30 protein-coding genes and 3 pseudogenes are annotated in these 26403 nt (G+C 36.1%); all 33 read right to left on the bottom strand.

The genetic code is table 11. The annotated features are described in order from the left end of the window. Nucleotides 1-47: 47 nt before the first annotated feature. The 33 genes and pseudogenes from ACSVC9_RS03040 to ACSVC9_RS02880 all read right to left on the bottom strand — a co-directional run bounded on the left by ACSVC9_RS03040 (nt 48) and on the right by ACSVC9_RS02880 (nt 26374). Nucleotides 48-881, bottom strand: coding sequence for a nucleotidyl transferase AbiEii/AbiGii toxin family protein (locus tag ACSVC9_RS03040; RefSeq protein ID WP_446898899.1), 834 nt, complete (start codon nt 879-881; stop codon nt 48-50). Next, nucleotides 878-1471, bottom strand: coding sequence for a type IV toxin-antitoxin system AbiEi family antitoxin domain-containing protein (locus ACSVC9_RS03035; protein WP_136710926.1), 594 nt, complete (start codon nt 1469-1471; stop codon nt 878-880). The genes ACSVC9_RS03040 and ACSVC9_RS03035 overlap by 4 nt, the downstream gene beginning before the upstream one ends. Before the next feature lie 149 nt (nt 1472-1620). Next, nucleotides 1621-2322, bottom strand: a complete 702-nt coding sequence (locus tag ACSVC9_RS03030) for an N-acetylmuramoyl-L-alanine amidase (protein ID WP_446898898.1) — start codon at nt 2320-2322, stop codon at nt 1621-1623. Continuing rightward, nucleotides 2322-2660 (bottom strand): phage holin family protein, encoded by a 339-nt coding sequence (locus tag ACSVC9_RS03025; protein ID WP_446898897.1) that lies wholly within the window; start codon nt 2658-2660, stop codon nt 2322-2324. The genes ACSVC9_RS03030 and ACSVC9_RS03025 overlap by 1 nt, the downstream gene beginning before the upstream one ends. A 20-nt stretch (nt 2661-2680) precedes the next feature. After that, a pseudogene (locus ACSVC9_RS03020) lies at nt 2681-3064 on the bottom strand (phage holin family protein); the annotation flags it as partial. 22 nt (nt 3065-3086) lie between these two features. Continuing rightward, nucleotides 3087-4439, bottom strand: a complete 1353-nt coding sequence (locus ACSVC9_RS03015) for a hypothetical protein (RefSeq protein WP_446898896.1) — start codon at nt 4437-4439, stop codon at nt 3087-3089. Nucleotides 4440-4600: 161 nt separating this feature from the next. Then, nucleotides 4601-4951, bottom strand: a complete 351-nt coding sequence (locus tag ACSVC9_RS03010; protein ID WP_446898895.1) for a DUF2200 domain-containing protein — start codon at nt 4949-4951, stop codon at nt 4601-4603. Between the two features lie 99 nt (nt 4952-5050). Next, nucleotides 5051-5431 carry a VOC family protein gene (locus tag ACSVC9_RS03005; RefSeq protein ID WP_446898894.1) on the bottom strand — a complete coding sequence of 127 codons (381 nt, stop codon included), beginning with the start codon at nt 5429-5431 and terminating at the stop codon, nt 5051-5053. Between the two features lie 38 nt (nt 5432-5469). Next, nucleotides 5470-5973, bottom strand: a complete 504-nt coding sequence (locus ACSVC9_RS03000; protein WP_446898893.1) for a hypothetical protein — start codon at nt 5971-5973, stop codon at nt 5470-5472. Between the two features lie 169 nt (nt 5974-6142). Further along, nucleotides 6143-7270 (bottom strand): hypothetical protein, encoded by a 1128-nt coding sequence (locus tag ACSVC9_RS02995; protein ID WP_446898892.1) that lies wholly within the window; start codon nt 7268-7270, stop codon nt 6143-6145. After that, nucleotides 7271-9127 carry a phage tail spike protein gene (locus ACSVC9_RS02990; RefSeq protein WP_446898891.1) on the bottom strand — a complete coding sequence of 619 codons (1857 nt, stop codon included), beginning with the start codon at nt 9125-9127 and terminating at the stop codon, nt 7271-7273. Next, nucleotides 9127-9834, bottom strand: a complete 708-nt coding sequence (locus ACSVC9_RS02985) for a distal tail protein Dit (protein ID WP_446898890.1) — start codon at nt 9832-9834, stop codon at nt 9127-9129. Before ACSVC9_RS02985 ends, ACSVC9_RS02990 begins: the two co-directional genes overlap by 1 nt. A 1-nt stretch (nt 9835) precedes the next feature. Next, on the bottom strand, nt 9836-12286 hold the full coding sequence (locus ACSVC9_RS02980) for a phage tail tape measure protein (RefSeq protein WP_446898889.1): 2451 nt from the start codon (nt 12284-12286) through the stop codon (nt 9836-9838). Nucleotides 12287-12491: 205 nt separating this feature from the next. Beyond that, nucleotides 12492-12776, bottom strand: a complete 285-nt coding sequence (gene gpG, locus ACSVC9_RS02975) for a phage tail assembly chaperone G (protein ID WP_179978013.1) — start codon at nt 12774-12776, stop codon at nt 12492-12494. A 20-nt stretch (nt 12777-12796) separates the two neighbouring features. Further along, nucleotides 12797-13363: a major tail protein gene (locus ACSVC9_RS02970; protein ID WP_179978014.1), complete on the bottom strand. Its 567-nt coding sequence runs from the start codon at nt 13361-13363 to the stop codon at nt 12797-12799. Between the two features lie 20 nt (nt 13364-13383). Next, nucleotides 13384-13704: a hypothetical protein gene (locus ACSVC9_RS02965; protein ID WP_179978015.1), complete on the bottom strand. Its 321-nt coding sequence runs from the start codon at nt 13702-13704 to the stop codon at nt 13384-13386. Next, complete coding sequence (locus ACSVC9_RS02960) at nt 13701-14087, bottom strand: HK97-gp10 family putative phage morphogenesis protein (protein WP_446898888.1); 387 nt, start codon at nt 14085-14087, stop codon at nt 13701-13703. Before ACSVC9_RS02960 ends, ACSVC9_RS02965 begins: the two co-directional genes overlap by 4 nt. Then, complete coding sequence (locus ACSVC9_RS02955; protein WP_446898887.1) at nt 14080-14406, bottom strand: phage head closure protein; 327 nt, start codon at nt 14404-14406, stop codon at nt 14080-14082. The genes ACSVC9_RS02960 and ACSVC9_RS02955 overlap by 8 nt, the downstream gene beginning before the upstream one ends. 4 nt (nt 14407-14410) lie before the next feature. Further along, nucleotides 14411-14686 (bottom strand): head-tail connector protein, encoded by a 276-nt coding sequence (locus ACSVC9_RS02950; protein ID WP_039652118.1) that lies wholly within the window; start codon nt 14684-14686, stop codon nt 14411-14413. Nucleotides 14687-14719: 33 nt separating this feature from the next. Next, entirely contained in the window at nt 14720-14935 is a 216-nt protein-coding gene (locus tag ACSVC9_RS02945; protein ID WP_039652117.1) for a head fiber protein, read from the bottom strand. A gap of 10 nt (nt 14936-14945) precedes the next feature. Beyond that, complete coding sequence (locus ACSVC9_RS02940; protein WP_039652116.1) at nt 14946-16142, bottom strand: phage major capsid protein; 1197 nt, start codon at nt 16140-16142, stop codon at nt 14946-14948. A 16-nt stretch (nt 16143-16158) separates the two neighbouring features. After that, nucleotides 16159-16587, bottom strand: a complete 429-nt coding sequence (locus ACSVC9_RS02935; protein WP_446898886.1) for an ATP-dependent Clp protease proteolytic subunit — start codon at nt 16585-16587, stop codon at nt 16159-16161. Nucleotides 16588-16624: 37 nt separating this feature from the next. Continuing rightward, nucleotides 16625-17476: an HNH endonuclease gene (locus ACSVC9_RS02930; protein WP_446898885.1), complete on the bottom strand. Its 852-nt coding sequence runs from the start codon at nt 17474-17476 to the stop codon at nt 16625-16627. A gap of 112 nt (nt 17477-17588) precedes the next feature. Continuing rightward, nucleotides 17589-17837, bottom strand: a complete 249-nt coding sequence (locus ACSVC9_RS02925; RefSeq protein WP_446899786.1) for a group II intron maturase-specific domain-containing protein — start codon at nt 17835-17837, stop codon at nt 17589-17591. A 192-nt stretch (nt 17838-18029) separates the two neighbouring features. Beyond that, nucleotides 18030-18677 (bottom strand): annotated as a pseudogene (locus ACSVC9_RS02920) (reverse transcriptase domain-containing protein); the annotation flags it as partial. Nucleotides 18678-19340: 663 nt separating this feature from the next. Beyond that, the gene (locus tag ACSVC9_RS02915; protein ID WP_446898884.1) at nt 19341-20315 is read right to left on the bottom strand and encodes a reverse transcriptase domain-containing protein; all 975 of its coding nucleotides are present in this window, start codon (nt 20313-20315) and stop codon (nt 19341-19343) included. A 579-nt stretch (nt 20316-20894) separates the two neighbouring features. Next, nucleotides 20895-21227 (bottom strand): annotated as a pseudogene (locus ACSVC9_RS02910) (ATP-dependent Clp protease proteolytic subunit); the annotation flags it as partial. Continuing rightward, a complete protein-coding gene (locus ACSVC9_RS02905; RefSeq protein ID WP_446898883.1) occupies nt 21217-22446 on the bottom strand; it encodes a phage portal protein in 1230 nt (409 codons plus the stop codon). The gene ACSVC9_RS02905 and the pseudogene ACSVC9_RS02910, both read right to left, overlap by 11 nt. Nucleotides 22447-22507: 61 nt before the next feature. After that, nucleotides 22508-22708, bottom strand: coding sequence for a hypothetical protein (locus ACSVC9_RS02900; RefSeq protein ID WP_446898882.1), 201 nt, complete (start codon nt 22706-22708; stop codon nt 22508-22510). An 18-nt stretch (nt 22709-22726) separates the two neighbouring features. Then, the gene (locus ACSVC9_RS02895) at nt 22727-23782 is read right to left on the bottom strand and encodes a serine/threonine-protein kinase (protein ID WP_195603665.1); all 1056 of its coding nucleotides are present in this window, start codon (nt 23780-23782) and stop codon (nt 22727-22729) included. 5 nt (nt 23783-23787) lie between these two features. Then, nucleotides 23788-24273: a hypothetical protein gene (locus ACSVC9_RS02890; protein WP_195603666.1), complete on the bottom strand. Its 486-nt coding sequence runs from the start codon at nt 24271-24273 to the stop codon at nt 23788-23790. 76 nt (nt 24274-24349) lie between these two features. Next, a complete protein-coding gene (locus ACSVC9_RS02885; protein WP_446898881.1) occupies nt 24350-25897 on the bottom strand; it encodes a terminase large subunit in 1548 nt (515 codons plus the stop codon). After that, on the bottom strand, nt 25898-26374 hold the full coding sequence (locus ACSVC9_RS02880) for a phage terminase small subunit P27 family (RefSeq protein ID WP_446898880.1): 477 nt from the start codon (nt 26372-26374) through the stop codon (nt 25898-25900). Nucleotides 26375-26403 lie beyond the last annotated feature (29 nt).

The following is a 26403-nucleotide window of genomic DNA, read 5'->3' as shown; positions in this document are numbered from 1 at the left end:
AAGATAGCATAATAAAAGACACTCCAAAAATGAAGTATCTTTCAACTTTATTTTATTGATGCTAACAATTCTTTCAAGACACAAACTATGTCCTCAAATGAAATATCTTTTGCATAGTTGTAATTTTTCTTATATTTATCCCATAGATTCTTCAAATCTTTACTATTTTCTATAATTGATACTCTTTTTTTAATATTCTCAAAGATGTGTGTTGTTCCTCTATGCTTTGATGTTTTCAAAATTGCTTTATTAAACAAATTTTTATTAAAAGCTTGTGTTTTTGTTAAAATATATATATCATAAAAATCCCTTGGTCTTGTGTTGAACTCTCCACGCCTTAATATGGTTTCATATTTTTCTGCTAGAACTGTTTCTATATTATATGCCCAGATATTAATAGTATTATCATCAAAAATCATTTTAAAGCTATATAGTATTTCTCCCGGAGTTATTGCATCTCCTGTTGTAATATCAATTTGCATCGGAGTTATGATAGTGTCATAAACAGATTGTATACTTGCTCTGTAGCCACCATAGTCATCATCTTTTCTAATGGATTCAACCTTAATAAAAGAAAACATTACGCCATCATCTATATCAACAGAACAAATATCACTTATAGCTTTCAATAATGAATTTTCATTTAATGGGTAATCTTTTAAAGTTGCATCCATATCCATTGTTGCACGATTATCTATGCCAACAATGGCAGCTATCAACATACCGCCCTTTAATATAAATTTATTCTTATATTCAGATTTAGATAAACGTTCTAAAAATCTCTCAAACATATAATTTTGCAAAACAACTTGTGCAGACATATCTTTAGCTTTAGCAAGTTTTTTAATTTTTGCCTTTAAACTCATAGCTTTACCGCTCATAGAAGAACCTCCATATATTTTTTCATTATTTTATCAATATGAATTTTTTTTGCATATTCTCCCAGCAAGGTAAAATCTGCAGATTTCAATTTAATATATCGCTTTAAAGCTTCATTTAAGATTTGAATATCTACCCTATTCCTGCTCCTCACAATATCGCAGATTGTCCTTTCCACATTATACAATCTAATATTATTTCTAAAAGAAGTTTTTGCTGTAGTAACACCTAAAGAGTGCAATTCATTTTTTATATAATAAATCTTATTGTTCTCAGAAATACTCTTTACAACCTTGTAACTGCTTGGTACAGTTACCGAATATTCAAAAGGTGTTCTATCAGATAAGCCATGTATAAATAGAGCTGTTTCATGTGAATAAATTAACTTTGGATATTTAATCTGCATATAATACATTTCATCTTCAATTTCACCAGACAAAATATATACACCTCTGCTGACCCGTTCTAATTTCCCCATACTCACAAGCTTAGATAAATAAGTTCGTGGAATATTGAGATGTACTAAATCTGATGTAAATACTGTACCATTACGTTGTTTAATTAAATTTTCTAATTTTTTCAAGTAATTCATTTACATCGCCTCTTTACAAATATACTGATATTATACTTTTAATCAGTATATTTGTAAACATTTTTGTAAAATAAATTTAAAAAAATAAAAATTAAGCACCATCATTTCCTGCCTAAACTTTTATATATTCATGATATTTGTATTATGAATTAATACTTGAATACCATAATCACAGCATCAAAACCGGCGGTCTTTAACTTTTTCAGTTGAACTTCAGCATTTTGTCTTGATGAAAAAGAACCTGCCATAACTCTGTAAACAGCTTTTTCAGTGGATATCTGCTTTGGCGGTATTGGAGTCTTTGCGGTTATTTTTTCTGTATAACTGATCCCTAACTGGGATAATACAGCTTTGGCTATCGCCCTTATTATTTCATTTCTCTTTGCATCAAACAGATTATTATCCGCACTGTTGTCAATAAAGCCCATCTCAATTAAAACAGCAGGTGCTTTGGTTTCCCTGAGAACATGAAAGTTCGCAGTTTTAACTCCCCTGTTTATAAAACCTAAAGCTACAAGGGAGGTCTGTATGCTTTGTGCCAGTGCTTTAGCCTTTGTTCCTGTGTTTAGATAGGTATAAGTTTCCACTCCTCTGGCTTTTTCAGGCTGGTATGCATTCCTGTGAAAAGATATGAAATAATCATAAGTGCCTCTGTTTTCAAAACTGCTCCTCGCTCCAAGACTTACCGTGACATCTGAAGTTCTTGTTTCATCGACAGTTACTCCATATTTTCTGACTTCTGCCGCTGTAGCTTTTCCTATACTCAATACATCAGCACTTTCTTTTCTGCCTTTATAGCAGGCACCGCTGTCTAATCCACCGTGTCCATAATCAAAGCATAATCTTGCCATTATTTATCTCTCCTCTCATTTATCTGTTCTAAAATATTCTTCAGTTTTTCAGGTACAGGAACTCCAACCTTAGCTGAGTTTTCCATTATACTGATACCTTCATTAGAGATATAAAAAAATACAACAGCAGTGCGTACTGCACTGCCGTTTTTAAGCAAATGGACATCTATTATGTTTCCTATTCCCACAAGCACGAATATCAGCACTTTTTTAAATATTCCCCTGAAGCCAATTTCACTTGAAAGCTTTTTCTCAAGAACTGCTGCCATAAGTCCTGTAATGTAATCAACTGCCACAAAAGTAACCAGTGCATACAAAAAGCCATCGAAGCCTCCCAAAAACCACCCGGTATATGCTCCATCTGTTCTAAAATATTCTTCAGTTTTTCAGGTACAGGAACTCCAACCTTAGCTGAGTTTTCCATTATACTGATACCTTCATTAGAGATATAAAAAAATACAACAGCAGTGCGTACTGCACTGCCGTTTTTAAGCAAATGGACATCTATTATGTTTCCTATTCCCACAAGCACGAATATCAGCACTTTTTTAAATATTCCCCTGAAGCCAATTTCACTTGAAAGCTTTTTCTCAAGAACTGCTGCCATAAGTCCTGTAATGTAATCAACTGCCACAAAAGTAACCAGTGCATACAAAAAGCCATCGAAGCCTCCCAAAAACCACCCGGTATATGCTCCAATGGCCGTAAATATTAATTGAAAACTGTTAATTAAATTTTTCATTTTATCTCCTCCATATCTTATATTAATGCTGCGGCATATCCAGCGGATATACATAGTCACAGGTGAAATCATATTGTATTTTCATAGTATTTGTGGGGGTTTTAGTTACTGCCTCCGGAAGTAGTGTATGTGCTGAAGCTGGGACAATATACTGCTGTTTTAACTCTCCATAATTATTATCGCCGGCTGTAAACAAGGTTGATGTATCTTCATCCCAGATAATACTGTGATAATCAGTAGAACTAAAATCTGATATTCCGTAAATACTCATATCATTATTAAGCTGCAAACAGGTACCATAATTTATCATTACCCACAATTTATTATTGGGCATTTTAGTTAAAATAATATTACCTAAACTTCCTGTGTATATTTCAGCTTTGCTTGAAAAAGTACCGTCTTTATTATATTTTGCTATGCAGCTTTTATATTTGGAACTTGAACCTGAGGAATCCGTGCAGCCATTGTACGTTATATACACATTGGCAGCATTTACTGCTATATCATAATAATGCACACCTGATACAAGTTCACCTGGAATTGCAGCACTTTTAGGATATGATTCTACTACAATAAAATTTTTATCCAGCTTTTTAAAAGAACCGTCACTTATAAGTATCCAGAAATTTGTACCGTCATACGCTATAGCTTTAGCGGCTGCAGGAAGAGTTATATCACTTTTCTTGTCACCTGTAATCTTGTCGTATACATGCAGTGTTTCTGAATTAATTTCCAGGGCATAAAGATTTGTTTCATCTGTACATAAGTTATAATCAGGCAGATAATTTCCACTGCTGCCTGCTTCTAAAGTTTTCCTGGTATACAGCGGATTTATCTTGGGAACTTGAGCACTGCTTCCGACTCCTGCACCGCCTGTCCAGTATATGCTTTTAAAAGTTCCATTGGCTGCATTTGTCGGAAAATCCATAACATAATGTTTTGTATCTCCATTTCTTGTCGTTTCAGAACTATTTACATTGCCCTTCAAACTGTCACTGCTGCTGTACTTATATAGGCTGTCAGCATAACCTACAATACTTCCCCAGGTAAAATAGTCATAAGGATCTTCTGGAATATCTCCTGTGGTAAGAACCATCATCCTGAACGGATAAGTTGTATATATTCGAGTGAGCAGATTATCCTGATCATTATCCAGCATAGGATAGTAGAAACCGTCAAGATAAGCTATGTTGCCAAATACAGCAGATATCCTGTTTTCACTTTCAGCTTCATATGTCTGTTTTCCTGTAAGTGAATCATATAGCTTTACTGTAGCTGTGCCTGTGAAAGGCATTATCAGTTTTTTCTTCAATACTTCTATTTTAGTTCCTTTTATTAGATCTTTGCTATAGGATAAACTTTGTTTGTAAGGCATTGCTTTCCTCCCCCCTGATATTTTAAATATAAAAAAGCCTATACCATTAGATATAGACTTTAGTCGTTTAAATAGAGTATTGTTCAATTAGACAAATTTGGAATTTGTCAGCTTCGTGTTATGCTCATAACACGTTATTTAGGCAAAAGATCAAATAGCATTTATTTTCTTAATATTTTCTGCATTGTTTTACCTTTAGCTAACTCATCAATTAATTTGTCTAAATATCGGATTTGCCGCATTAATTCATCTTCTATTTCTTCCACCCGATATCCACAAATTACTCCTTTAATGAGTGAAGCATTAGGATTAATATGAGGTGCTTGTTTAAAGAACGTTTCCATATCCACTTCATTAATTATTTGTCGCTGTAATGAATGTTCAGCATAACCGGTAAGCCAAAAAATGATTTCATTTACTTCTTTTTTTGTTTTTCCTTTTTTCTCTGCTTTTTGTATATAGAGCGGATAGATACTTGAAAAAGGCATTCTAAAAACTCGTGTTTTCTCCATTTTGAAATTCTCCTTTGCTTTTTATAAAAAACAATTGCCACATTTTATGAATAATCAACAGTTCGAAAATATAGCACAAATTTACTATTTATGTTACAATCATGCCTTATTTTCTTGAGTGCAAAGGCAAAAATGGTGTCCTGCAGGATCTATCATAGTGACCCATTCACTTCCGCCGAATTGCAATATCGCCTTCTTGGCACCGAGGGATTTAGCATATTCAACTGCTGCTGCAACATTTGGAACTTGAAAATCAAAGTGCATTTGTTTCTGCTGCTTGTCTTCTTCTTCTGGCCATATAGGCGGAATATAATCTTCTTCCTCGATAAACAAAAATACAATTCCATTTTTATTGCTCAATGCGGGACGACCAAACATTTTGCTTTTTTCACATCCGAGTAGTTTGTGGTAGAACTCACACAGCTTTTGTTCATCATCGCAGTCCACCATTATATTTCCCAAACTTATTCCATTAACCATTGAAGCTACCTCTTTCGATAAATTACTATTTACAATACTTAATCTAAATTTGGAATTTGACCTAAGACACTTTCAAGAAGTCCAAATTTTTTCAGACAGGAAATATACTCTGCAACACAAAAATAATTCCGAATGTCATTTTCGTCCAAGCCTCGAAATACATATAGTTCATCCCAAAGTAGACTACTACCTTCAACGCAGAAAAATCCTGATTCTAGCTCAACTCCAACAAAGATATTGTTTCCCTTAAAAACCTCGTCTTGATTTTCATAAAGAAATTTTCCATTACCTTGATTTTCTACTATAAATGTAATTGCAGACAATTCTGCTCCCATAGGTAATTTATCAGCATATGGTTTGTTATAAAGTACATTATTAATTACTACCTGTTTTGCATTATCATGTAGTTCCTCTAGAACATACTTATTTTTTAAATATTTCACAACTTCTTTGCCAGACTTCCGACTTGGGAGTAATTTATCTTTATATTCGTTCCAGACTTCTTTCCACCTCTCAACCATTTCTGGGGTAGCTTTTTGCATCAACATATTTATCACCTCTACAATTTACTATTTACCTGAAAATCTATAAACAATCTTCACTTCACATTTAATTACAATTCCGTCATAACTAATTCTAGCATATCATGAAATTTAATGGCATTAAATTATTTAAACATTTTTCAACATAAATCACATAATTATTACTTTTCTATATTACATTATAATTAATCCTCAATTCTTTTAATTTCAAAACATCTGTACTTGCTGCAACTTCCATATACCACCCAAATCTCATCTTTTTATTTGAAAGACCAAGGGACGTCCATTGTGCTTCAGTAATTCCTTGAAGTACTGAAACACTCATTCCTTTAGTTTTCACATCCTCCATATTTGTTATATCCACCAGTATCCATGAACTGCCATTCCAGGCTTTCCACGAAACTCCGCTGTCTGTGCTTACTATAAAAGTTATGATTCCACTGCCTGTGCTGTCCATGGTCAATACAACATTTGTGATATTCTGTATATAGATTTCACTAAATGAAACATCCTCCAGCATTCTTACTATTATAGGTTTAGAAACAATTATCTGGGTTATTTTTGGTGCAGGCAGTTCTTCTGAAGGTGACCATATTTTTAAAATTGGAGATGAAGATACAAGTCCTGTTCTTTCTTTATGGCAGATATCATCACCATAGGTTTGAAATTTTTCTGCTGTCAGCGGCGGTTCTGAAATTTTGACATAGCTTTCGCTTACAGTATCCCAGTGTTTGATATCACTTCCGTCAACTATAAGATATTTTATATCGGTCTGAATATAGGAACCTTCCTTGACAGTATAAGCTTTTCCCTGTTCCTGCCCGGGGATAAAAGCATAGGATTTACTGTTTTCAAGAGTTAGGGCAGTAGTTCCAAGCACAGGATTTGTAAAGGAGTTCGTACCTGTATTAGGTATTTTATCAATTACAAGCACCATCACACTGTCATTAAACAGTATAAGTTCCCATACCAGATCAAGAATACCCCAGTTGCTATAGCTTTGATGTCCTTCCCATCTGATTCTGAATGTTGGTCTGCCACTTACTGTCTCTCTGGCATAATAGATACTATCTGCTCCTGTATCTCTCCTGTTTATCTTAAGCTGTTCAGCTGCACCGGTGAAACCAACCCAGGAATTTCCGCTTACGCTGATTACAGTTCTGCAGTTTGTTCCATTATAGAAAAAATCAAAACCAATATCTGGGAAATTAATTGTGCTGTCATCATTATGGGAACTTAACAAAGTCATGCCGCTGTTTCCCTTTGGAGAAATCACAGCTTCAGTGTATATACCCAATTATTCCACCTCCAGTTTTTCAATGCCTGCAAATTTACTGCTGTCCAGAAGTTCAAAGCTGTACATTTTACCTGAATCTATTGTTTCATCAGCTGGCACTCCTTCATAAACTGTTCTGAAATAAAGTCCATCACTGTCCAGTATTAATACATTTTCATCTATTGAATATCTGTACTTGTACTGTGGAGTAAAATACAGAATATCCCCATACTTTTTAATTGAAATGTCATGATTTGTACTCATCTGCTTTCCACTTATAATTGCTGATATATCTGCTGTTTCATGAATTCCGAGTGTCTGGGTAAGAGGATTCTGAAATTCCGTTCCTATATAGTTACTTTTTACTTTGCTTAAATACAAGCTGTTTATATTCACAAGTTTCTGACTCTCAAGACATTCTGCATGTGGGTGCTGGGCACTTAATCCACCCTGTAGATTTCTTCCGTCAATCATACACTGAAGATTAAACATCGGTATATTTATCGTACCTGTATCCACCTTTAAAAACACAGCTATATAATGTGCTCCCTGCTGAACCTGAGGTATTCCAAGAGGCATACCTATAACATTATCCCCCTGCTGCAATTTCTGCCTGGGTGTAAATACAATATCCACATTATCCAGCTGAATCTGAATTGTTATTGTACATGAGTTTTCTGCTGTGCAGTACATACTGAAATTCATCGACAGGTTTGTATCTGCCACTGCCGTTATTCCGAGATAAACCGGCTCAACAGGTGATGTACCTACAGTCAGCGGCACAGGATTGGCATAATAAAGCATTGAGCTGAAAGATTCAGCTACCTTATTTCCCAGTTCATCCAGGGTTGTTTTAATATTTGCCGTATCAAGCTTATTCAATATGCTGTCCTTTGGCTGTCCGAGTTCAACTTTAGCATTTACACCTGTTAGAATATCCTTCTTTATTTTAATTACAGGTACTTTTACATCAATGCCAAAGTCTTTATGTCTTACTATAACCAAATCTCCTACATTTACTGTCTGAAGATGTCTATAGTTTTCATACTCCTTTGTCCTGCTGAGTTCAACAAAATCCACATCAATGTTTATCCTGCTTAAGCCTGTTACCTCTGCTGCCTCCTGGGCCAGCAGTCTTAATGCGACTTCATCTTCTGCATCCTTGAATTCCACCTTTTTTATTATGGGAAAAGGCGGATAAGCGTCACTGTTCCAGTTTGGTACATTTATATATTTTTCAGTAAGCTTTACACCATTTTTACCTACGGGATAGAGTTTTGTCACAACACTTGTAGTGTCTGTATTGAACTTCAAGCCTGTTATATTCTTACCCCGGGCAATGAGAACTCCTGCATCATTACCCACAGCTTTTAATATCTTGATATCAAAGTTGTCTCTTTTAAGTTCCCCGCAGCCCCATATATCAATTATTGAAAATATGGCTTCCACAGGATTTTTCTCTGCAACGCTTATGGAGTTTGAAGTTATAATATCGCTGTCTGCAGAATATATGGTTATCAAATCTCCTACAAGGGACTTCTGTAGAGCTGTCTTAACACTGCAGTTTTCAGCCTGAATATTTTCTATAAAGTAATACAGAAGATCATAAAATATGTGTTTTGCCCATACCTTGATGATATTTTTAACCTCACTACTTTTTTCCACTTTATATATCCTGAAAAGCTGTCCTTCTGCTTTAATGATATTCCACTCTGTAAGGTATTTTGCCTTTTTAGAATTTGCAGGATACTCAAGTTCCAGAGAATAATCACCGTTTAATTCTTCAGTTATATAACAGCTCACAGCGTTACTTAATACTCCAAGGCCGCTGTTATCAAAGTTCCCTTTTGCAGTCTTTTTATCATAAACACACATCATTACAGCCACCGCCAGTTTGGCAGAATCTCAGCTTTAACAACATCTCCGCTCCATTCAATTATATTTTCCCCGGGTTTCAGTTTCGGAAACTCCCCTGTCATCTTTCCGTTTAGATTATTTCCTGCATCATCATAGCAGTCCTGTGTAACTGAATTTACTATAATTTTTTCAGTTACATCTTTAAGACTTATCTGCTGTCCGTTTATTTTAAGTACTATATCACCCAAGCCGTAGATGTTCATTACAGGTTCGCTTTCCAAAGTTCCGAGGTTTATTACAGCTGTGCCTGAACTGATTATATTCATCATGTGATTTTCCACTGCATATTTAAAGGGTCTGCAGTTAAATATTACAGGAAACTCACTGAAGTATTTATACACCTGCTTAAAGTCAATGGCATTTACTACCTGGGCAATATATTTTTTATCAGACTGAAAACTGAATATCAAATCACTCTCACCTGTTGTAAAAAGCCAGGACTTTATTTCATCAATTTTATCTGCCAGATTCTGCGTATCCCTTACTGAGCACTCAACAGTCAGTGTTATATCATCATAGGTGTTTTCATCAAATCTTAAGTTTGAATCCCTGCCGGGAATATTTATTGTATTTACCCTACGTTTTGGAGAAGGAAGATCTGGCCTTCTGGCTATTAGAATTTCAAAGTCATCACAGCTGTTCTTACCGCCAAAATCAAAACTCAGCACATTAAACTCCTCCTTTTCCCAGGGCAGTTTTCTGCCTGTAAAATTCAAGTTCATAGGCAAGCTGCTCTATATCTTTTTCAGTGTAATTATTAAAGTTTTCTATATATAGGGTAAGTCCGTTTTTGCTGCTCATATTTCCTTTTTTTTCTGAACTATTGCTATAATTATGGGATATCGGTATTTCTGACACTTGGGGACTTACTTTCATGTCAAGTGACAGTCTGTTTACAGCATCAGAAACAAGGTACCTGCTCCTATTTATTCCCTCTGCCAGTCCTTTCATAAAGTCCGGCATCCAGCTTTCGTAATCGGTAAGAGGACCTTCATCCGGAACTGAAAAGTGAAGATAGCTTCTTATTTTAGCAGCCAGCGCGCTTACCGCATCTTCAACCCTGCCTATGGCAGATCTTATGCCGTTAACGATACCATTTACAAAATCCACTCCATAGCTCCAGGCTCTGCCCGGTAAACCTGCCAGATAACTTAATGCACTGTTTATCCCCCCTTCTATGGAACTTCTGACACTTCCTATGGTGCTTTTAACTCCATCTCTCATTCTGGTAAACATACTTGAGCCATAATTATAAAGCTTCCCGGGCAGTCCTGAAAACCAGGACAGTACAGAATTCCATATGTTAAGCACAGTTTCTTTTATACTGCTGCACAAGCCTGTCACAGATTCTTTAAGTCTGGTCCAGGCATTTGCTGCAGTATTTTTTATAGTTTCCCATATATTTGTTAAAGCTGTTTTTATATTTGTCCATATATGCTCTGTATCAGATTTTAACTTTGTAAAGTTTCCGGTAACTATATCAATGATTATAAGAACTGCCCCTAAAACAACATTTTTTATAATATCCCAGGTATTCTGAAATATTGTCCTGTAAAAATTTAAGGCAGGTTCTAAAAAGCTTTTTATACTGTTAAGGCCGCTGCTTACTGTATTTTTTAAAGTTTCCCAGGCAGTAAGTGTAGCAGTTTTTACATTTTCCCAGACACCGGATACAGACATTTTGATATTTTCAAAAACAGCGGTAAGATTATTCCAAAGCTGAGTAGCTCCCTGTGAAATAACATCCCAGTGCTTGTATATTTCGTATCCTGCAAATATGGCAAGGCCTATGCCAATAACCCAGGGATTAAACACCATTCCTAAGATCTTAGACATACCGCCTAATTTTCCTGCTGCAGTTGACACCTTTCCTATTGCTGTAGATATATCTCCCATAGCTCTTACCACACTTCCGATTCCAACCAGAGCCGGACCTATTGCAGCAATCACTGCCCCTATGACAAGTATTATTCTCTGATAACCCTGATCCAATTTTCCAAATGCCTGTACCCATTCATTTAACCTGGCAATTATAGGAGTTATTATAGGGAGTATATTCTGTCCCATTGTAGCACCCAGTTCTTTTAAACTCTCCTGAAATACTCTCATCTGGTTGGCAGTACCTGCACTGGTACGTTCAAAATCTCCATGTGAATTTTTTGTCTTATCCATGACATAGTTATACCTGAGCTGTACCTTTTCTGCTTCGGTCATATCCTGTGTTTTCTTCTGTATTCCTTTTGAATAAGCATACTGCTGCAGATTCGTATCTGTCATAACTATACCCAGCATTTTCAGGCTCTCTGTTTCTCCCGTAAATATTCCGTTTAAAGCTTCTTCAGCCTGCTTTATATCTATATTTTTGAAACTGGACAGGTCACCTGCAAGTCCAACAAGAGACATGGACATTTTTGCGGCTTCCCTCTGATTTAGTCCCATACTTGTTGCCATATCCCCATAGAGAGCGGACATATCAAGTGCAGTACCCTTTGCTATGCCGTAGCTTTTTAAAGTGGTATCCGACCAGTTTTTTACTCTTTGACTGACGCTTCCAAATGCAACTTCAACTTTATTCATGCTCTCGGCTGTGTCTGAGGCAAGCCTTATACTTGCAGCTCCTGCGGCAGCAATGGGGGCGGTTACTGCAAGGGAAAGTTTAGATCCTGCACCTGTCAGTCCGTCACCTATGGATTTCATTTTATTTCCCACTCCGTCAAGACTTTTACCCAAGGCTGTCCACCTGCTGCTCTGAACCTCTATTTCTTTATTTGTTCTTGAGAGTTCTCCTTCCATTTGTGAGAGAGACTGTTTAGCCCTGTTGAGTTTTATTTCAAGTTCCTGGGTTGCCCTGCTGTCTCTGCCTTTAGTCTGTGCACTTTTAGTATAGGCCTGATCAAGAACAGTTACTCTCTGTTTCTGAAGCTCCAATTGTTTTGAAATGCTTTGTAATTTTAGCCTGAGTCCTTCAAGTCCCTTTGAATTTTCTCCAAGTGCTGCAGTATTTGCTTTAAATTCACTGTCAAGCACTCTGAGATTTCTGTTGATACTGCTTATACCATTTTGAAATCCACTCGAATCCAGTCCTATTTTTACAGCCAGACTTCCGAGTTCTTCAGCCATACTCTCTCACCACCTGTCTACAATATATTCAAAACATCATTTAGATTCTTTTTATATTCTTTGTCCGCCCTGTAAATCAAGATATCAAAATAGAAGAATATGTCCGTTTCATCAATATCATTTAGCATCCATCCCTGCTCCAGAAGTTTCGAATATATCTCCTTTATAAAATCAAGCGGAGAAAGCTTTTCTTCTGCTCCTCCGCCTACTTGTTTGGGAACTCATTTAATTTCTTTCCCAGATTCCCCACTATTCCGTTTATACTGCTGTTAAGAGTCTCTATAAGTTTATCAGCATCCAGACCATCATAAAAATCATCTCTCCCGAATTTATTCCCGTAAAGTTCAACTACAAAATCAACCAGACCGTCCAGATCCTTTGTTTTCAGATTATTAAAGTCTGTATTTTCATTTATTTCTATGGCTCTTCTGAGCATTCTTGTTTTCACCCTGGGCATTACATAAATCTTGTCATTTAATGATATTTCCACAATTTGTCCCTCCTTTTATATTAAGCTGACGGCTTATAAACATTGGTAAACCAGGTATCTCCTCCTGTAAATCCGCTGTCCTCATCGGCAGTATACTTCCACCTGCCGTCCGCCCTTGTGAGAAAAACGCCTTTAAGTTTTGGCGTCTGAAAATTGGTCTTGTCCTCCTGAGTCGAATGTTCTTCCTCCGGTTCGCTGAATTTACCCTTGAGAAGCCAGACATACCTGTACCTGCCGTTCGCCTTTTTTATCTTGAATCCAATAGCTGCATAAGGTGCCATGTCATCAGCTGAGTAACTCATCACCTTTGTCGTTTCATCCAAACTATGACCTAAAAGTACTGCCTGTACCTCCAAAGGCAGATCCTGAGTTTCAATTTCAACTTCCACTTCTCCCATGCTGGATACTGTCTCAACTGCCCTGTCATCTGCATATAGGGTGTCCGAATTACTCTTCGGGCTTATCTTCACATTTATTGCCGGTGAAATTAAATCCGGTATTCCGTAAGTTACCGCTGTTTCATCTGTCAAAACTGCATATACTAAATTTTCCACTCCCACAGGAGCACTGTTTACCACCTGAGGCATATATTATTTCCTCCCTTTGATCAATCTAAATAGAAAAATCTTAATGCTTTATGATATATTTTTGTATCCTTCTCAAATAAATCAGCCGCAGAAGTTCTTATAAACCCTGCGGCTTTCATATGACTTTTTACCCTTTCTGCAAGTTCTGTATAATCATTTTTACTCCAGACATCTATCTGAATATAATAACCTGCGGCTTTTTCTTCATTGTCAGCATACTGCTCACCCTGCTCCAGATAGCTGAAAAAGGTTATATAGGTATTTTCCCTGCCGTTATATTTCTGAAATGAAACAGGAACATTCAAGGATTTCAAAGCCTGAAGTATCAGACTGTTTATCACTTCAAACCCTCCTTCAAGGTTTCAGCTATAGTTTTCTGTATTTCCTCCTTATTTTTTTCATAGGCCGGCTGCAGAAACGGTCTTGCAGATATTTTTGAAGTTCCGAATTCTAAAAATTTACCGTAGAATATCTTCGAATTATCACTTTTATCCACACCTACAAGGATATATTTAACTCCTTCTTTCTTTTTCACACCACTTATTTTAAGTCCTTTTCTCAGCCTGCCGCTCCTGTCATTAAATGCATTTGTGACCTTTGCATCTTCAAGTACAGGCTCTGCGGCATTTTTCAGTGCCTTGTTTTCAAGCCTTGTGATATTTGTACCCATCTGGTTGAGCTTATTTAGTATTTCATCCACTCCTTTGAGTTCTATATCAGCCACTTTTCTCCACCTCCAGAGCCTTTATTTCTATAAATCTATTTTTGTATTTGATATTATCAATAGAAGTTATATTGTACTGTTTACCTTCAAATAGTATCCTCATATCACTGGATATACCGTATAAATACCTTATAGTAAATTTAACAGTTTTCTCTACCTGGACTGCCGCTGCCTGGTAGTATTCTTTTCCTGATAAACTTGAAACCGATGCCCATACTGTTTTATAATTCTGCCAGACTTCAGTCTCAAATCCATTTTCATTAACTTCGGTAATAAATTTTTGAAGTGTTATTCTATGCCTTAAATCACCTATAACCACAGTTTCACCAGCTTTCCTTCCTATAGGAAAACAGAAGTCTTGTCATGATATCAAGAATCTCTTTTACCTCAAAGCTCTCCCGCTTTTCATACATATTAGCTGCAGCAACTAAAACAGCCTGCTTCACTGTATCCGGTACTGTATCAAGTTCTGACAGCGGATACCTTAATATTCCCTCGCAGATTTCTTCTGAAGCAGTTATAAAATCGGTGATGAGTGTATCTTCCTCATCACCCTCAACTCTCAGATAAAGTTTTGCCTCTTCAAGTGAAATTACCATACACCCACCTCCGATTTAATCTTCTGCTTAGTTTTATGACATAAGTCCGGCATTTTTCAATTTTGTAAGAAGTGCGTTAAAATCATCTTTAAGTCCAGCTATATCTGCGGCAGTACTATCAGATTGTGAATCTGCTCTGGTAAGTTGTGTTCCATCAATCTTAATCTCACCGCCATCTTTGATCTCAAGAACGCCGCCTACAATCCATTTGTCTCCACCCTGCTCTGCATAATTTTTTACATTACTCATTTAATCTCACCTACGCTTTCATCTGCAAAATCTTAACGGCTTCAGGAAGTATCAGCTTTCCGTCAACTCTTTGTGCCGCCTTAAATCCAATCTGTCCTGTTGCTGCATAGAGTTCATTTAATCTCTGGAAGGATCTTCCCTGCCTGTCTGCCACCCAGTAGTAACTGAGATCACCAAAAGCTATAATTTTTGCACCCGATCCTATTGCAGGCACATAGGCAGATGTCTTTACAGGTCTGTTGAGTATGGTATCGGGCTGCTGTGCTGTAACAGAAGGCTGCCAGATGTACTGGCCGTTTCCGTCTTTAAGTTTTCTTATAGATTTAACAGTTGAGTCATTCATTAAAAATACAGCATTTTTTCTATAGGGAGATTTAAGTGAGTAGAATAAATCCATAATCTCATCCAGAGTTATAGCTGCCGCACTTGATGCTGTGACCCCGAGTTCTCCTCCGCCTGTCCCGTTAAATATTCCTGTAGGCTTTCCCGTGCCATCACCTGTGAAGAAGCTTTCTTCTTCTTTAGCACCGATTCTCCTCGCAAACTCTTTTGCTATATAATTCTCTAAATTAAAAACACTGTCATTAAGAAGTTCCTCGGAAACCTTAATCATAGTGGCCAGTTTATATGCTCCTATTGATACCTGTGAAAATGCATCATCTGATTCCGGAATAGCTCCTTCTTCATCCACCCAGGATGCGGTTCCCTTAGATGCGACCACAGGGATTTTCTTATCCCCCGATGATGTGGTGATTATATTTGCAAGCTGCCTGAATATGTTCTGTTCTTCCAAGCTTTCAATAAGTGTTTTTTCAAACTCGTCCGGTGCAAGGAAACCTCCTTCACTGTCAGTTCCAACCTGCAGGGCATTCTGAATATCAAAGCTGCTCTTATTTCTCATGGTTTTCCAGAAAGCACTTTTATACTCATCTGATGCCCTTCCTGTCTTTTCTCCGGAAATGTTTCCACCGGGATTGTTCCTGATTGCACTTGAAGTTGCTTTTGAAAGTTCCAGATCCAGTGCTGCCTGTCTTTCCAGCCTGTCTATTTCCTTTCCCAGGTTTACAACATCAGTCTCCATCTTTTCGTATGCGGCAGTATCTTCTGCTGATAATAATCCGCTTTCATTTCTCCTGCTGTCCAGAAAAGCCTTTGTACTGTCCCACAATTTAGCTCTCTTTTCTCTGAGTTCCAATATTTTATTCATATATATTCCTCCTGATCTAATATTTTAGAAGTTCAAGTCTTTTAAGAAGCTGCCCATGCTGCGTACCTGTTTCTGCCGCAGACTGCATTTGTTTTACCTTCGGTATTTTCCTCATCAATGTGTTGGTGACAGTGACCTTGTCAAATATAAAACCGTTAGTTACATCTTTCTCAGCATCACCGTACAGAACTTCATCTGCAAAACCAAGCTCCACTGCTTTCTTAGAACTGAACCAGGTTTCAGCATCCATCATCTTTGATATTTTTGCCCTCGGAAGGCCTGTCTTTTGTTCATAGGCATTTATTATGCTCTCCTTTACCTCTGACAGCATATCCATTCCATTTTGAAGATCTGATGATTCTCCAAAAATAACTGTAGAAGGGTAGGGTAGGAAAATGTCGCCTTGCCATATCACTATAGTAGGTTTACACAGACCCCCCTCCAAACTGTACGTACACCTCTCAATGTATACAGCTTTCCATTTATACTATTGACGGATTTTCCACAGAAATTTTTTTGTTGTGTATTTGATAATGACATTGTTTGCAAACGACTAATGTTTTTCTTTGTCGTGAAATCATTATCCTTTCCCACAATTCCTTACCTTTAAGATTTTTTAGCTTGTTTACGTGATGTAGTTCAAATTTACCTTGTTCTGTTCCACATATTTCGCATTTATTTGCTTTTAACCTCTTTTCAAAGGAGTTAAAGCCAAAGATTACAGTTTTAACTACATCAATATCTTCATATTTTTTATTAGCACACTGTAAATTAGTAAACTTTACAATTGACATAAAACTTTCACCTTTCTTGGTTTCATATTTTATGCCCCATGTTTTACCATTTTTATGAATTCTAATAATTTTTGACATTGACATCTGATGCTTTCTTGCAAGTGTTTTTGCACAACTGTATTCCATTAAATATGTGAAATATTTAAGGCTATCAAAATTACTTGCTAAATTATAATAATTGCAAATACCTCTTGTTTCTGAATTGTATGTACTTACAATCTCAAGGTCAGTATTTCCTAAAATATTATTTCTGTGTTTCGGTTCTAATTCACCACTTTTACTTATTCTTACTATGTTTTTATCAAACATAAATTTTTCAACTTTTTCTTTAAGTGGAATTAATAATTCAACTGTATTATTTAAAGTTCTTTGTATAATGCCATCGCTTCTGCGTTTACATTGTGCGTTGCGTCTAATATTTATGTCATAACCTAAAAATCTAGCATTATCAGAACTATGTGTTATTTTTGTTTTTTCTTCACTTAATTCCAGGTTAAGTTTGTCTGATAAAAATTCTTTAAGCTGTTGCTTAATTTGCAAACAATCTTCTTTTGTTCCATTTACTCCAATAATAAAGTAAGTAAACCAAGGGAACTTCCCCCTTAGTTTCTTTCAGAACCGTACGTGAACCTCTCAGCTCATACGGCTCCCATTATTCAGTCGTTGGTAATATCCCTAATTTCCACTGTGCAAACAATTTTCTATCTCTTAGTGCAATACTTCCTAACCAATACTCTGCTTTCCTTCTATGTTTTCGTTTCTTGTATTTCCTACGAACCCATTTAACTAAGCATCCATTGATATATCTAAGTACTCCATACATTTCAGATTTATAGAAATGTGTGTAATAGTTAATCCATCCCTGTATCTGTCTATTAAACATATTCGATATATCCCACAAATCCTTGTCTACCTTAAGTTGCAGTTTCCATTCCCTTACTTCCTTGCGAATTGCTTTCTTTGCCTTTTCTGCTATCGCAGGTAAAAAGCTTGTAAAATATCTACCATATTTGTTCTTGGCACCTCTCGGTTTAAATGTGTACCCAAGAAAATTAAATGATATATTAGGATAATCTCCTTTTCTATCATCATCTTTACAGTATACAATTCTTGTTTTCTCAAGATTTAACTGTAATCCATATTGTTCAAACCTTGCCTGCACTCTTCTCTGTAGATATTTTGCTTGCTTCAAGGATACACAGTGTGCTACTGCATCATCAGCATATCTGGCCCAAGGAATCGTTTTGAATTCTTTCACCATAAAATCATCAAATACATAATGTAGGAAAAGATTTGCAAGTACTGGGCTAATGACACCACCTTGCGGTGTACCAGAATTTCTCGGAACTATTGCTCCATCTTTCATTCGAAATGGTGCAGTCAACCACCTCTAAATGTATAAAATAACCCATTCTTTTTGAGTGTGCTTCTTTACCATTTTTATTAAAATATCATGCCTAATGTTATCAAATAGGCCTTTAATGTCAAATTCAAGAACCCAGTTTTTCCTCCAACACCTCATTCTAGTGACCTGTAATGCTTGTATTGCTGATTTATTTGGTCTGTATCCGTAAGAATCCTTGTAAAATATAGCCTCTACTTGTGGTTCAAAGTATAATTTTGCTACCATCTGTGCAATTCTATCTTCAACAGTAGGAATACCCAATATTCTGGTTCCACCATTCTTCTTTGGAATTGCTACAGCTTTAACAGATTTAGGAAAATAACTTCCTGATGACATCCTATTCCATATTTTATAGAGATTATTCTTTAAGTTCTTTTCAAAATCTTCTATGGATTGTTCATCAACTCCATATGTTCCTTTGTTTGCTTTCACTTTCTTGTAGGCTGTAAATACAGCTCTTTTAGAGATATTAAACGGCTTTGTTTCTTGCATAAGTTCCTCCTCCTTTCAAAGTTGACTTATTCTCGAAACTGAATAACTTGAAGTCCTTCGCTCCACCTCCATTACAGAAGCTTCATTACTACTATGACTCAATCTGTCCCCATACTCGCATTGATACTCTTTTCTTACGGTTCTTCCGCTTGAAATACTCTCTTAACATCGAGCCGTGGGTTCCCACGTTCCATACAAACGCCTATGCTAAAGTCATGCCACCTTTATGCCGTCCACCGCCTAATCGGTAAACAGGTTTCCTCTAGACTTATCCTAGGTTAACGACTACCCCCTAGTTTTGATGGAATCTATACGCTTTCGACACTTTCATAAGTGGTTCATATGGTCATTCATCTCTTTAGCACCCACTTGACAGTTATGTACTGCCTTTTCCCTAGCGCTTAATACCATAGCTTTTGACTACAGCATCTTAGGGTAGTTTGAAATCTCCACCTGTATGGCGATTTCGGTGGGCCTACCACCATCATTTGTATAGCATAGCTATCTTCAGGTAACCCTTTGGGTTTCCTGGAAGCGCCTTCGTGGCGCACAGTCATCGGCATAACGAACATATTTTATAACCTTATCCGATTGGTCTTTGCAAGGCGTTTTTCTTAGTTCAGTTTTAAACGCCCTTAATTTTTTGACTAATTGACTGCGACAAAGCTCTGTTGGCTCTTTTTTTAATGCCTTTTGAATTTTTTGTATTTGCCATCTTATTTTGTTATATTCATTAGTCATTGTTCGCTTTGCAGGTTTATCAAAACTCTCTTTTATTTCTGCTACTTTTTTATCTAATTCATTCAAATAAATATTAGCAAGTATGGGAGATAAAATACCACCTTGCGGTGTGCCACTATAAGTATTGTGATATGTCCAATTTTCTAAATAACCTGCTTTTAAGAATTTTCGGATTAAGTTAAGGAATCTGCTGTCTTTTATTTTTTCAGATAAAATATCTAAAAGAATTTTATGGTCAATATTATCAAAGCAACCTTTAATGTCGCCTTCAATAAACCATTTAATGCCATTAAATCCTTTAGTTATTTGTTTTAGTGCTGTATGACAACTCCTATTAGGTCTAAAACCATGGGATAAATTATTAAATAATGGTTCATAAATAGCTTCTAATACTTGTCTTATCACATCTTGCACTAATTTATCTCTAAAAGACGGTATTCCTAACGGTCGTTTGCTATTTTTGTTTTTCTTTTCAATGTAAGTTCTACGTACTGATTTCGGTTTATAAGTTAATTTTTTGAGTTCATCAATAATTTTATTGATATACTCAACACTGAAGCCATCAGCAGTATCATTATCTATACCTTTTGTTAAAGCTCCATTATTAGAGTAAAGATTTTTGTAAGCAGTAAAGTAAACATCTTCTCTTAGTAAGTAACGATATACTCTAGTAAATACACCGTCTTTGTGGTTATTAGAACTTTTATTAATCCGTTCCAAAATTTCAAATGTTGGTTTCATTGAGGTTTCTCCTCTCTTTCATTTGTTAATTGTTGGATTGTACAAACTGTTCCCCTTCGCCATATAACGATTTATGTTATTTGTAGTAGGCACTACCTACCTCAGACTACTATGGGAACTCCGTAACCTTGTTGAATATTCAGGCACTGTTGCCATAGTTTAAATAAACATTTCAATTTAGGTTATCTCCAGTTAACGTTACTAATTGGTAATGAGAATTGTCGGTTTTGCTTTAGGCTTTTTAACACAAGTTCTCTTGCTCGTGATGAGAAATATTAATTGCTTTAACAACCACAACCCTATTGTTAAATTTTCTCATATAAGGTAACAGACTAATTTCCTTATTCCTATGATAACGGACACTCAAACCTCACATTCACCAAATTACAGGTTAAACCTCATATTCTCTTGTCATTGCAGTTCAGTCGTACTCTTTAGCCTTTGAGTAACTCACCGCTTTTCTATCATGCTATGTTCCCGTTTCAGCTTTCGCCTTTCGGTTAGATAGGTTGACACTCTCGCAATTTTGAGAGATAGACACCATTAGTCTATTGTTAGTAACGTCCTATCTGGACGCACATTATGAATCATCATCATTGCTACCGGTGACATTAATATTTCACTTCCTGCCATAGCAATAACTGATGCCGCGCTGGCTGCTATTCCATCAATTTTCACTGTTATCTTACCCTTGTATTCCTTTAGCATTGTGTAAATCTGATTTGCGGCAAAAACATCTCCTCCCGGAGAATTAAGCCATACTGTTATGTCTCCATCAGAAGCTGTAAGTTCATCCTTAAACTGCCTTGGAGTAATGTCATCATCAAACCAGCTGTCCTGTGCAATATATCCATCAAAATAAAGCGTTCTGCTTTCTTCATTTTTTACCCAGTTCCAAAATTTACGTTTCATTTTCTTTCCTCCATTTTTTCCCTTTTATATATGCCCCGACATCTTCAAGTTTAAGCATATTGCCATTCATGGCATATATATCTCCATTTTCAATAGTATTCATATTCTCCAAAGTCCTGACGTCATTTGGACTTAAAAACCCGTTTTGAATTCCTATTGCATAGCCCTGCATCCTGGAAGCATAATCACCCCTCAGCAGTCCTTCCACTACAAAACTTACAAAATACTCCCTTTTTTCACTTTCAGTAAACAGGGCTTTATTAATTGACTGCTCTATTCTCACCAGCCAGGGTCTTATAGTATGGACAACAAAACTAATTGACTGATGCTCTATGTTGCTGAAAGTTGCTTTATCTAAATTGGCCACCAGATGCGGAGGGACTCTGAAAATTCTGCAGATTTCCTCTGTCTGAAATTTCCTGGTTTCTAAAAACTGTGCCTGCTCCGGTGGGATACCTATGCTCTGAAATTTCATACCTTCTTCAAGAACTGCAACTCTGTGTGAGTTACTGCTTCCCTGATATACACTGTTCCAGCTTTCTCTCACTCTTGCGGGATCTTTTACTATACCAGGATGCTCAAGTACACCTCCTGGGTTTGCACCGTTTGAAAAGAACTTAGCACCATATTCCTCCGTCGCTATAGCCATACCAATCGCATTTTTAGCCATGGCTATTGGAGAATATCCGATTAATCCGTCAAATCCAAGTCCGGGAATATGCAAAACTTCATCAGATCTCAGTGAATAAAGCTTCCCTTCTTTATTATAAATATAGTAAATTTCTCCCTTATCATTTCTGTCCACTGTCATTTTATCCGGCAGCAGAGGATAAAGAGCAATTACTTTTCCTCTGCCATCGCGAATAATCTGTGCATAAGCATTTCCCCATAATAAAAGATGACCCGTAAGTGTTTCTCTAAACACAAACGATGTCATCTCAGGGTTTGGTTCATCTGCAAGAAGATGATATATGGAATGTTCTGTTGCTTTTTCCTTACCATTTTCAGTATGTCTGTAGGTATGAAGCGGCAGTGAAGCTATGGTTTCAGAAAGTATTCTGACACAGGCATAAACTGCTGTAGTCTGCATTGCAGTTCTTTCGTTTACTGTTTTGCCGCTTGTGGTACTACCAAAGAAAAAGCTGCAGGTACTCCGCCAAAAGCTGTTTTGGGGACCTGCTCTGGATTCCCACAGCCTGGATAGTATCGGTATTTTCATTAATATTTACCTCCTAAAAATGGGTATGAAAAAAGCACCTGTTTAACAGATGCTAATAATACTAGTATTTTACTAATTTATTTTTATCTTTTGGCGAAATCTGCATATACCCATTTTTTAAATTCTCTATAGTACAATTTTCTTTATAATCTATTGCTTTTGAACGTATTAATCGCTCTTTCAATGTTTTATTCGGGAATGGGTTTGTTAAGACTTCTCTGCTTAATCTATTCTGTCTTTTTATTATTTTTTTCATAAGCAAACCACTCCCTTCTTTAAATTAATTATTTTTTTTAATAATTGTTGCTATTTCTTTTTGTACTGATTTATCTGTATTATAACCTTCACTACAGTAATTATTCATTTTAGTAATTTTTCCTGATGTCAAGTTAGTCTTGGTACACACTATATCAACTTTATCATTTACGTTTTTCGTACTTATAGATATATTATTATTGCCTTTATGTAAACAGTACAATTTATTAGGCTTATTCGTAAATTGCCAGTCAAGATTTTCATCTATTTCACTTAAATCATTCATCATCTCTATAACATTATTATATCTCTTATTTGTATCTATATCCAATGCTTTTTTAATGATTTTTCTTAATTTAACAGGAATATGTGGTAAAAAATAACTTCTATCTGGATACTTTTCACTTAATATTACTTCTTTTAATTTATCATTAGAAACAACATTTAATTGTGATAATTGCTGTTTTAAAATACTATTGCCATTACATAGCCTATAAAGTGTCAACCCTATTTGATAAATATCTGATAATACAGTTCTTCCTGAATTTAAAAACCACTCTGGATCTATATGTGGTATATAATTACATGGTTGATCTGCTATGCCATTTTTATCTAAATATCTTGATAATCCAAAATCAGTTAAAATTGCCCTATTTGATTGATCTAACAATATATTAGTTGGTTTTATATCTAAGTGAATCAATCCTTTTGAATGAATATATGCAACACCACTTAATAGATCTAATGAATATTTTATTATCTCACGTACAGATAAATATCTTTTATCAATTAAAGAATTTAAAGATCCTTTTTTAAGAAATGGCATGGACAAATAAATAAAGTTGTCATCTTTTGAAGCCCATTGAATTTCCATAATATTTGGGTGCTTATTATCATATAACATTTTTGCTTCCAAAAAATATTCATCAATATTTTTAAATGCTGAAATTTTTATTTTCTTCACTACAAGTTCTGCATCAAGCTGTACATCTTTTGCTAAAAAAACTTCTGAATTTTTACCTTCATTATTACCAATAGGTTTTATGAATTCAAAATCAAGATTAGTTTTAGTATATTTCATGTTTATCACCTCTGATTTAATGCTGCTATGGCAACAACTAAGGATTCTATATTTTGCTCATTTAATTTCTTACCATTATCTGTTTTATAAGAATCATCTATACCTAAATCTTCTGACATTTCCTTAACCGGTTTTGCTTTTATCTTTAAGATAGAAGCAATACTAGAAGCAAGTCCCAATAAATATTTTTGTATAGTGCTATTAGCAAACAATTCTAAAATTACGCCCTCCAAATTTATCCTAAAAAGAATACTTGAATTAACTGAAGCTCTGGCATTCCCTTCAATTAACTTTATCCCTGCATTAGTAATTTTATATTGTTTAATGATTGTAGCAATCGTATTTCTTATATAACTTAATTTACAAGGAGCATCTAATGCCCTTGGAATTTTAATGTTTGAAATACTGATGATTTCATATTCATCATCATTTTCATCAACAATAGAATAAAATATTTCATTTGGTGTAACCCTTATCCCAATAGATGCCATAATTACCTCCATACTAATTTGTTATGTGTTAATATATGATATAATAATTCATATTATATCATATATTAACAATTAGTTACAAAATTAAAATTCCTCTATCATCATAAACACTGCCACAACTACCTTGGTTTCTTATTGCTCTGTCCAATGCCATAACAAGTGCCACTACACCATCAATTTTTTCTGTGCTTTTTTCTTTATCAGGCTTTATATTTCCTGCCGGGTCAGTTTTAACATATATGTTATCCATCATCCACCTAAGCACCGGATTTCCTCCATGTGCTATTTTCTTCTCTAGTGTTAACTTCATTAATTCCTTGGAAGATGGAGACATATCCTTATATCCTTGTCCGAAAGGAATTACTGTAAATCCCATACCATCAAGGTTCTGTACCATCTGCACAGCTCCCCACCTGTCAAAAGCTATTTCTTTAATGTTATACTTTTTACCGAGTTGTTCAATAAAGGTTTCTATGAATCCATAATGGACCACATTGCCTTCGGTAGTCTTTATATGACCTTGCTTTTCCCACACATCATAAGGTACATGATCCCTTCTTACTCTTAACTTTAAATTGTCATCTGGTATCCAAAAGAATGGTAAAACTATATATTTTTCATCTGTTGTTCTTGGCGGGAATACCAAAACAAAAGCAGTAATATCAGTAGTACTTGAAAGATCAAGTCCTCCGTAACATTCTCTGCCTCTCAGCAAATCCATATCCACATCAAAATCACATTCGTCCCATTTATCCATCTGCATCCAGCGGGTTGACTGCTTCACCCACTGATTCAGTCTTAGCTGACGAAATATGTTTTCCTCAGCAGGGTTTTCTTTTGCACTGTTATAGGCATTTCTGACTTTTTCTATATCAATGGTGTGATCAAGAGAAGGATTGGCTTTATACCAGTTCTTCTCATCACCCCAGTCATCACTATCACCTATGCCATAAATAACCGGATAAAAAGTTGCGTCTATTTTCCTGCCCTCTATTATATCCAGTGCCTTTTGGTGCTGTTCAAAACATATGGAATTTCTGTCCGTACCTGCAGTAGTTATGAGAAAAAACAACGGCTGAAGCCTTGCATCTCCCGAGCCTTTTGTCATAACGTCAAATAGATCCCTGTTAGGCTGAGCATGGAGTTCATCAAAAACAACTGCATGGACATTGAGACCGTGTTTTGTATAGGCTTCAGCTGACAGTACCTGGTAGAAGCTATTTGTAGGTTTGTATATCAGTCTTTTTACTGACATTATCGGTTTTATTCTTTTCTTAAGAGCTGGACACTGATCAATCATATCTACTGCCACATCAAATACGATTGATGCCTGCTGCCTGTCAGACGCACACCCATAAACCTCAGCTCCCCATTCATTATCTCCGCAGGTCATATAAAGTGCCACTGCTGCTGCAAGCTCACTTTTTCCATTTTTCTTTGGGATCTCTATATAAGCAGTATTATACTGACGATACCCATTTTCTTTGACATTACCAAATACATCTCTGATTATTTTATCCTGCCAGGGAAGCAGATCAAAAGGCACCCCTCTCCACTGTCCTTTTGTGTGTCTGAGACATTTTATGAAATTTACCGTTCGCAGTGCTTTTACTTCATCATACATCTATTTCACCACTTCTCTCAGCATAATTTCCATAGGATCATTAACCTCATCATTTCCTTTATCTGCAACAATCCTGCTCCTTGAGGAAGGCGTAAGTCCAAACTGTTCACAGAACTTAATCATAATTTTAAGATAGGTCTGGGCAATAGATACCTGCGGCACCTGCTGCCAATATCCGCTTGGTGTTTTTATAATAGTTCCGTGTCTTGATATGAATTCCTCTGCCTCTCTCCAGCGTGCATAAGCCTCGCAGTATCCTGCAAAAGCCGCCATATCAACTTCTGTCAGCACTCCAAGTTTCTCAAGCTGTTTTGCCGTCCTTCTCCACTCTTTTTTAGCTTCTTTATCCAGCCAGGTTGGGCATTTCGGTGCTCTTTTTTCAGGCTTTGGCTCAAATTCATTAAGCGGTCTTTTCCCCGGATTGCCTTCAAGCTGTTTTATAAGAGTTGGCTTTGGTTTTCTTCCCCTCTGTGCCATAGGTTTCACCCCCAATCTTTAAAATTCAT

The organism is Clostridium sp. LBM24168 (assembly GCF_052953915.1).
The sequence above is the reverse complement of the archived record's forward strand: the minus strand, read 5'-3'. Positions and strand labels throughout refer to the sequence as shown.

Coding starts and splice junctions, on each gene's coding strand:
- ACSVC9_RS03040 (WP_446898899.1), bottom strand. CDS start 881: ATGAGCGGTAAAGCTATGAGTTTAAAGGCAAAAATTAAAAAACTTGCT.
- ACSVC9_RS03035 (WP_136710926.1), bottom strand. CDS start 1,471: ATGAATTACTTGAAAAAATTAGAAAATTTAATTAAACAACGTAATGGT.
- ACSVC9_RS03030 (WP_446898898.1), bottom strand. CDS start 2,322: ATGGCAAGATTATGCTTTGATTATGGACACGGTGGATTAGACAGCGGT.
- ACSVC9_RS03015 (WP_446898896.1), bottom strand. CDS start 4,439: ATGCCTTACAAACAAAGTTTATCCTATAGCAAAGATCTAATAAAAGGA.
- ACSVC9_RS03010 (WP_446898895.1), bottom strand. CDS start 4,951: ATGGAGAAAACACGAGTTTTTAGAATGCCTTTTTCAAGTATCTATCCG.
- ACSVC9_RS03005 (WP_446898894.1), bottom strand. CDS start 5,431: ATGGTTAATGGAATAAGTTTGGGAAATATAATGGTGGACTGCGATGAT.
- ACSVC9_RS03000 (WP_446898893.1), bottom strand. CDS start 5,973: ATGCAAAAAGCTACCCCAGAAATGGTTGAGAGGTGGAAAGAAGTCTGG.
- ACSVC9_RS02990 (WP_446898891.1), bottom strand. CDS start 9,127: ATGATGTGTGTTTATGATAAAAAGACTGCAAAAGGGAACTTTGATAAC.
- ACSVC9_RS02980 (WP_446898889.1), bottom strand. CDS start 12,286: ATGGCTGAAGAACTCGGAAGTCTGGCTGTAAAAATAGGACTGGATTCG.
- ACSVC9_RS02970 (WP_179978014.1), bottom strand. CDS start 13,363: ATGCCTCAGGTGGTAAACAGTGCTCCTGTGGGAGTGGAAAATTTAGTA.
- ACSVC9_RS02950 (WP_039652118.1), bottom strand. CDS start 14,686: ATGGTAATTTCACTTGAAGAGGCAAAACTTTATCTGAGAGTTGAGGGT.
- ACSVC9_RS02945 (WP_039652117.1), bottom strand. CDS start 14,935: ATGAGTAATGTAAAAAATTATGCAGAGCAGGGTGGAGACAAATGGATT.
- ACSVC9_RS02940 (WP_039652116.1), bottom strand. CDS start 16,142: ATGAATAAAATATTGGAACTCAGAGAAAAGAGAGCTAAATTGTGGGAC.
- ACSVC9_RS02915 (WP_446898884.1), bottom strand. CDS start 20,315: ATGAAACCAACATTTGAAATTTTGGAACGGATTAATAAAAGTTCTAAT.
- ACSVC9_RS02905 (WP_446898883.1), bottom strand. CDS start 22,446: ATGAAAATACCGATACTATCCAGGCTGTGGGAATCCAGAGCAGGTCCC.
- ACSVC9_RS02895 (WP_195603665.1), bottom strand. CDS start 23,782: ATGAAATATACTAAAACTAATCTTGATTTTGAATTCATAAAACCTATT.
- ACSVC9_RS02890 (WP_195603666.1), bottom strand. CDS start 24,273: ATGGCATCTATTGGGATAAGGGTTACACCAAATGAAATATTTTATTCT.
- ACSVC9_RS02885 (WP_446898881.1), bottom strand. CDS start 25,897: ATGTATGATGAAGTAAAAGCACTGCGAACGGTAAATTTCATAAAATGT.
- ACSVC9_RS02880 (WP_446898880.1), bottom strand. CDS start 26,374: ATGGCACAGAGGGGAAGAAAACCAAAGCCAACTCTTATAAAACAGCTT.